Origin of the sequence: Haladaptatus sp. DYF46 (assembly GCF_021083305.1) — an archaeon.
Lineage (GTDB): Archaea > Halobacteriota > Halobacteria > Halobacteriales > Haladaptataceae > Haladaptatus.
On sequence record NZ_JAJFAY010000015.1, the window covers coordinates 22,837 to 28,836 of the forward strand.

Here is a 6,000-nt window from a genome sequence, read left to right on the forward strand (position 1 = left end):
TTCAGACGAGATGCATAGAGTGTCAACGAATTTTTACGGAACGTCAGTTTCGCTGTGATCAGCAATAACAGACTCGTAGTGCTGGCTGTTAGTATATTATCCTAACCTGGCCAAATCCGAACTAAAGAGAACGGAAGCCACATACCAACTAGATGCAATTAATTATTTATCCTACACTTCAGAGAAACTATCATGAGCTCTGACCAGAGTCACAAAAAGAAAGCAAACGTCGAAACGAGCCCCGAGACTGCAGAAACACTCACAACGGACTCGGATAGTACGCGGAAATCAAACGCTGGTGAGTCGGTTGGTCGGGCCTTTGATTCAGCACGGGAACGACTTTCACAACCAGGACCACGAGCCCAGCTCGAGTTCATCATTGGTCTGTTTGCAGTCATCGGCGCAGGATTTGGCCTTACCGGAGTAGTCGCCATTCAGATGGTTGCAGGTGGTAATAGTGGGATCGGGGGACAGATCTTGGCAGGGATATTCCTAATCTCGCTGCTCGTTGTGCTCTTGCTGATCGGTCCCATCGTTGGTGGGTTCGGTGGGTTGCGAGTGGCTGAACAGCTTGCCGAAGGTCGTCACACTGTGTATTTGACGAGTTTTGTTGGGAATGCTGTGGGCTACGTTGTGATGGTGATTGTCTCGGCGTTGCTCATTGGTCTCTTTGCTGGGGGCGGAGGTGGTGGAAGTGGGAGTCCGTTCAGTATTACCGATTTGCTGATTCCACTCATTATCCTCGCACTCCCTGTTGGGTTGACTGGTGTCGGAGCGTCCTACCTCGTACTTCGGAAGGGACGGTAGCAAGCACAGGTATGAAGAGAATTGATTCGTACAGGGACAGAAGCTAGTGAGTGTTCGGTCATAGAGTTGTTTGAACCTGCCTTGAGGGGTGGAGATTGCAGTAGTTCTATGTATTGTCGATCGTCCATTCAGTTATGTCGTCGCATATATCGCGTGATGATTCATGGTCATTCAACGGTGGGAAGGGAATTCTCAAAGAGAAGCAACTCGTAAGTGATCTAGCTGAAATCGCCATGCTAACCGGTGAAGATTAGCTAGCTGGATGACGATCGATGTCTCGTTGCTAGTGTTCTACGGTAACTGTTCGATCAAGTTACTCATACCGAACAGGATTCGGTACCACGTTAATCGTTCACACATCTTGTTTTTGGATAAAAGATTTCATTAGAGTAGGATTTGTATTTCTACAGGTATGGTCGCACGAAAATCCCTGCTAACACTTGGCCTCCTCACACTCGTCGTAGCTGTATCCGTCACAGGCTACGCGAGCGTCGGGAATCAAGTACACGCACAAGACAGTTCAACACCGTCCGAAGCAACGATTGAACAGCACGCCCTCGGAAATAACACCTCCGTCAAGAGCGTCACTGGGACGGTGACAATCGAGATGGAACAGCCCAACAACACCCAGACTATGAAAGCCGATGTCTGGCAACGGCTGCCAAATCACGTCCGGTATGAATACACGGCTGGACCGATGGAAGGCAACGTAATGGTCTCGAACGGCTCGGGCTTCTGGATGTACAACGAGTCAACGAACACCGCCCGCCATCTCAGTTTGGCTGGCAAGAATGCGGGTATGATCCAGAACCTTACTGCCGCATTCCAGCAGATATCGAATGGATTCAGTGCGGAGTACCAAGGGGAAGCCACCGTCTCCGGACAGGAGACCTACAAGGTGACGCTGCAGCCAAAAAACGAATCGCTCCAGCAAGTGATGTCAAATCAGACTGTCTGGCTTGACCAGGACAACTGGTTCCCTGTCAAAACGCAAGTGAGCACGTCTGTTGGCAATGAGACGACCACGACGACGATGACCTACTCGAATCTGAGCTACAACAAGTCGATTCCGGATGAGCGATTCGAGTACACACCGCCCGAGGATGCAAAGGTCGTCGATGTCGAATTGCCCCAGACGTCGAACTATGAGTCGGTTGCACAGGCACAGAAGGAAGTGAATTTCACGATTCGAGAGCCAACCTCACTTCCAGACGGCTATTCGCTCGAGAACATAACGGTCAGTACTGCAAACGGAAACGCATCGGTGTCGTTGCTGTATTCGAATGGGTCTGATTCATTGGCGGTGACCCAGACGTCGATGAGTCGTCCTGTGAGTGGTGGGCAATCCGTGTCGATTGCTGGGCATGCTGGATCCTATACATCGATTAGTGACCAGCATATTCTCCAGTGGTCGGATGCTGAATCACAGTATTCAGCGAGTGGCACCCTCTCAAAGGAATCGCTCATTGAAGTTGCCGAATCGATCTACTGCTAAGAGGGAATGCCCTCGAGGAGTAGGTCTGCAGACAGCATTTTTCTTTTATAATCGGATAGGTAGTCACGAGTGAGGTTAATTCGATGGAGGTCGGTTAGAGGAAGAGAGAAAACCTTTATCGCAGGCGTAGTGATTCCAGTTGTGCCTTGGTAGCTCAGGCTGGCAGAGCAGCTCCTTTGTAAGGAGCCGGTCGAGAGTTCAAATCTCTCCCAAGGCTTTCCACTACGGTTTGTGCACTCGCATGCGAGAAGCAAATGTTCCGGAGGTAGTTAAGCAGAACTCAGGGGAAATATGAGGTAGAGAAATATCTTTATTAGAATTCTTGGAGAATAACGGAACTGTCTAGATAAGGAAAACCAAATGGCAGTGGTACGATTGACGATTTTTACCTACAAATAGTGGATAGCCGATTCTTGACATTGAGATTGAATGCACTGTGAAAAACGGGATTCGGCTGCTTCAACGAAAACCTAGTCACAATGAAGCAAAGAAGTTCGTTCGCTACTCACCTTACAAACACTGAAACGCCACTCTACAACAGAATTGCTTAACTAGACAATGTCCTGAATGGGGAACCAATAATTCGGATGGTCGATGACGATATCCGTCAAGTGATTTATGGTTTGATTTTGCAGCGGTGATCGCTCGAAGGGACGCAAGTGCGGTTAATAGACAATCATAGTGGCAATCGATGAGACAAACCACATCAGTCTCTTCTGAAATCGTGGCCGTAAATCAGTGTCCAAGGTAGCTATGATGATTACGGATCTCCTTCTTTGGAATTGGATTGTAACTCTTTGTCGGTGAATCTAAGGCAGATTGTTCCCTTAGTATTTTGTATGGGAACTAAAGGGTATAACCTGCCAAGTCCTCTAAGCCGACGAGAGATATTTACTCTCTTTATTCTCCTTCAAATAGTGTCCACTGCGTTCATCGTTCCAGTTGGCGCAACCGAAGAGACAGCAGACAATGGAACGACAATCACAATCTCTGAATTAGTCAGTTGGATAGAATCAACTATTAGCCAGCAGACAGAGGCAGTAAAGAATATGGTGAGCGTAGTTATCGAGGAACTCTCTCTCAGTGGTGACACCACTACTGACGGCGGCCAACAACCCCATTCAGATCGGAATGTGGTTGATTCGGATGACGATAGAACACCGAATGATTGTGGTTGTCATCCAAATCACAACGAGACATCGAAAACGGGCAAGAGATCTGTTAACACTGCCGGAAACGACAGCACAAATTGTAATGGAACAGATGGCATAAAGACAACTACGTCTAATAATCGAACAACCACCAGTGACAGCACAAGTGAGTCGAGTCCAGACGATCAAGAGGAATACACCAGTAAGGGTGAGACAACAACTCACCACGGGGGAGATGATGGTGTCAACAATACCGCCACCACGTACAAACACAGTACTCCGTCGCGTACTAGTGAAAAACACACAGTGAGTACCACTTCTTCGACAACTGAGACGGGTAACGAATTACCAGACGGGACAACAAACGGAGTCAATTCTGGTCCGTCACAAGGATCGAAACCTGGGTCAACTATTCCTGAGGCCGACGCGCTTCCAGACATCAATTCACCTATTATTGCCCTGATTGGGGCGCTTTGTGTGATCAGTGGGTTGGTAGCTATTGCTCGTCGCCTCAACTAGCTGCTCTTCTTCGGGAGTTCGCCCAGTAGGTGAGAGATCTATTTTATCAACTATTCTTAAAATAAACGAAGTTACTTTACGACCTCACTAAATAGAGAAGATATGAAACGTCACTGGTTTTTGGAACTCGGGAGTTTTCTCATTATCGGTCAACTCGTAGTCCTCGTAGCATTCGGTCTTCCAGCATTGTCCGAACTCAGTACGATAGCAACGTTCTTGACCACCAGCTGTGCAGGGATTCTATTCATGATCGGTGGAATAAGGAGACAATTCAAGAGGGTCACCTGGAACCAGTTAGTTGGAACAGCAGATTTCCTCCTCGGTCTACTGTTTTTACTCAGCGTTGTATTCCCACTCTGGAACATTCCTATGTCCGAAAGTAGTATTCGGCCGCTTCTTGCGGTTGCAGCTATCGGTGGTATCATGTCACTCATGCTTATCGGGATTGACTGGATTCGTGGTTGCCATTACTCTAATTTCTCTTCATACGAGTATGATCCAATTCACTCACGGAGATAGACCTGCAGTGATTTATAGAACAACAGTGGTCGGTAGTTTTAGGGAATAGCGACTTTGCTGGAAGCAACGAAAGAAATTCATACCATTTCCATTCCCGGTGATATTTGAGCGTTACAGCACTGTCTAGTTAGGCCAGTTTGAGAAGGTGAGGAGTTCTCTTGTGAAGGAAAGAGGTACAATATTCTACCGTCATTACTTTTTTGAAGGCTAAGCCTGTGAATAACGAATACAAGTGATTGTTTTGATTTATTGTTCAAAGGCCCACTTTTTCTTGAAAAGGTTCTAGTCTTAATCCGGCTAGGGTCCGGTTCATTAGGTATGATGAAATAGTGATTATGCTTGTACTTCCGATGCTAAAACATCATAATTTTCTATGCTTAACATTTTGATTAGTACTGGCAGTCAGTCTATAACTAAACGAATTCAACTAGAGTCGTTGAATGTAATGTCGAAACAAGAGAGGGGAAATGATGCACAGACATCCCAAACACGTCGTTCATTCCTACGCCGTACTGGATTAGCAGTCGGTACGATGCCTGCAATACTCGCTACGCAGGGGACAAGCCAGGCGGCAATACAAACCACCTATACAATTCGCGATGATACGCCGGACGAAACCGACGTGTACATCACAGATACTCAAAATTCCGGCTCAACCGCGGTCGTTGTCGGTGGGATTCACGGGAACGAACCAGCAGGTTATGAAGCAGCGGAGGATATTAAAACGTGGTCGATCGACCAGGGAACACTCATCACAATTCCACAAGCGAACCCGGTAGCGATTCAACGCGGTACCTATTCCAATAATAATGGTAACCTGAATCGAAAGTTCCCTCCAGGAGAAGAGCCGACAACGCCACTTGCACGTGCGACCTGGGGTGTTATCGCGTCATACGACCCAGATGTCGTGCTCAATCTCCACAGCTCAAAAGGCATTTATAACGAAGATGTCGGTCCTGATGGCACTGGTCAAGCAATCTATCCAACGACTGCTTCGGGTGCTGCTCAAGACGCGGTAAGCACAAAGGAATACATGAATCAGTACCATCTTGACGACTCTCTTCCGAACTACTATCGGTTCAAGCGTGGGAATCTGATCGATGGAGACCGTCCATTACTTATTCACAAGGTCGATGCTGATCTTAACCAGCCAGGGTTCATCGTTGAAACGACTCGCTATGGAACAGATCTCCAAACACGCACTGCCTGGGAGCTCAATATCGTTCGCCATCTACTCCGGCGGTTTGGTATCCATCGGACTTACGAGAATTAGTACGACTTATTGAGAGCAATAGGGAGGGCAATTTTTTGGACGCTTTAATAACAGAACTCGCCAGCATTGAGGAGTGAAATAATCCTCAAGCGTAGCAGTTCCTCGTGAAGGCACTGTCTAGTTGAGCCAGTTTGAGGAACGAGCAGGTTGTTGAGTAACTTGTTCAGAGATGCTCGCAAACCTGCTCAGTAAAAGCTTAGACGCGGATTTAGAAGAATCTTGGGAGAATGAACGGA

5 protein-coding genes and 1 tRNA gene are annotated in these 6,000 nt (G+C 47.4%); all 6 read left to right on the forward strand.

The window, feature by feature from the left end:
* Positions 1-192: 192 nt before the first annotated feature.
* Positions 193-807 carry a hypothetical protein gene (locus LJF34_RS28320; protein WP_231190166.1) on the forward strand — a complete coding sequence of 205 codons (615 nt, stop codon included), beginning with the start codon at positions 193-195 and terminating at the stop codon, positions 805-807.
* Positions 808-1,219: 412 nt separating this feature from the next.
* The gene (locus LJF34_RS28325) at positions 1,220-2,302 is read left to right on the forward strand and encodes an outer membrane lipoprotein-sorting protein (RefSeq protein WP_231190168.1); all 1,083 of its coding nucleotides are present in this window, start codon (positions 1,220-1,222) and stop codon (positions 2,300-2,302) included.
* A gap of 143 nt (positions 2,303-2,445) precedes the next feature.
* Positions 2,446-2,519 (forward strand) — tRNA-Thr (locus LJF34_RS28330).
* Between the two features lie 700 nt (positions 2,520-3,219).
* Entirely contained in the window at positions 3,220-3,972 is a 753-nt protein-coding gene (locus LJF34_RS28335; RefSeq protein ID WP_231190171.1) for a hypothetical protein, read from the forward strand.
* A gap of 102 nt (positions 3,973-4,074) precedes the next feature.
* Positions 4,075-4,491, forward strand: coding sequence for a hypothetical protein (locus LJF34_RS28340; protein WP_231190174.1), 417 nt, complete (start codon positions 4,075-4,077; stop codon positions 4,489-4,491).
* Positions 4,492-4,936: 445 nt separating this feature from the next.
* Positions 4,937-5,764 carry a succinylglutamate desuccinylase/aspartoacylase family protein gene (locus tag LJF34_RS28345; protein ID WP_231190176.1) on the forward strand — a complete coding sequence of 276 codons (828 nt, stop codon included), beginning with the start codon at positions 4,937-4,939 and terminating at the stop codon, positions 5,762-5,764.
* The last annotated feature ends 236 nt before the right edge of the window (positions 5,765-6,000 follow it).

Bases quoted from the DNA above. Each gene is read 5' to 3' on its own strand.
- LJF34_RS28325 (WP_231190168.1), top strand. From the start codon at position 1,220: ATGGTCGCACGAAAATCCCTGCTAACACTTGGCCTCCTCACACTCGTC.
- LJF34_RS28340 (WP_231190174.1), top strand. From the start codon at position 4,075: ATGAAACGTCACTGGTTTTTGGAACTCGGGAGTTTTCTCATTATCGGT.
- LJF34_RS28345 (WP_231190176.1), top strand. From the start codon at position 4,937: ATGTCGAAACAAGAGAGGGGAAATGATGCACAGACATCCCAAACACGT.
- LJF34_RS28320 (WP_231190166.1), top strand. From the start codon at position 193: ATGAGCTCTGACCAGAGTCACAAAAAGAAAGCAAACGTCGAAACGAGC.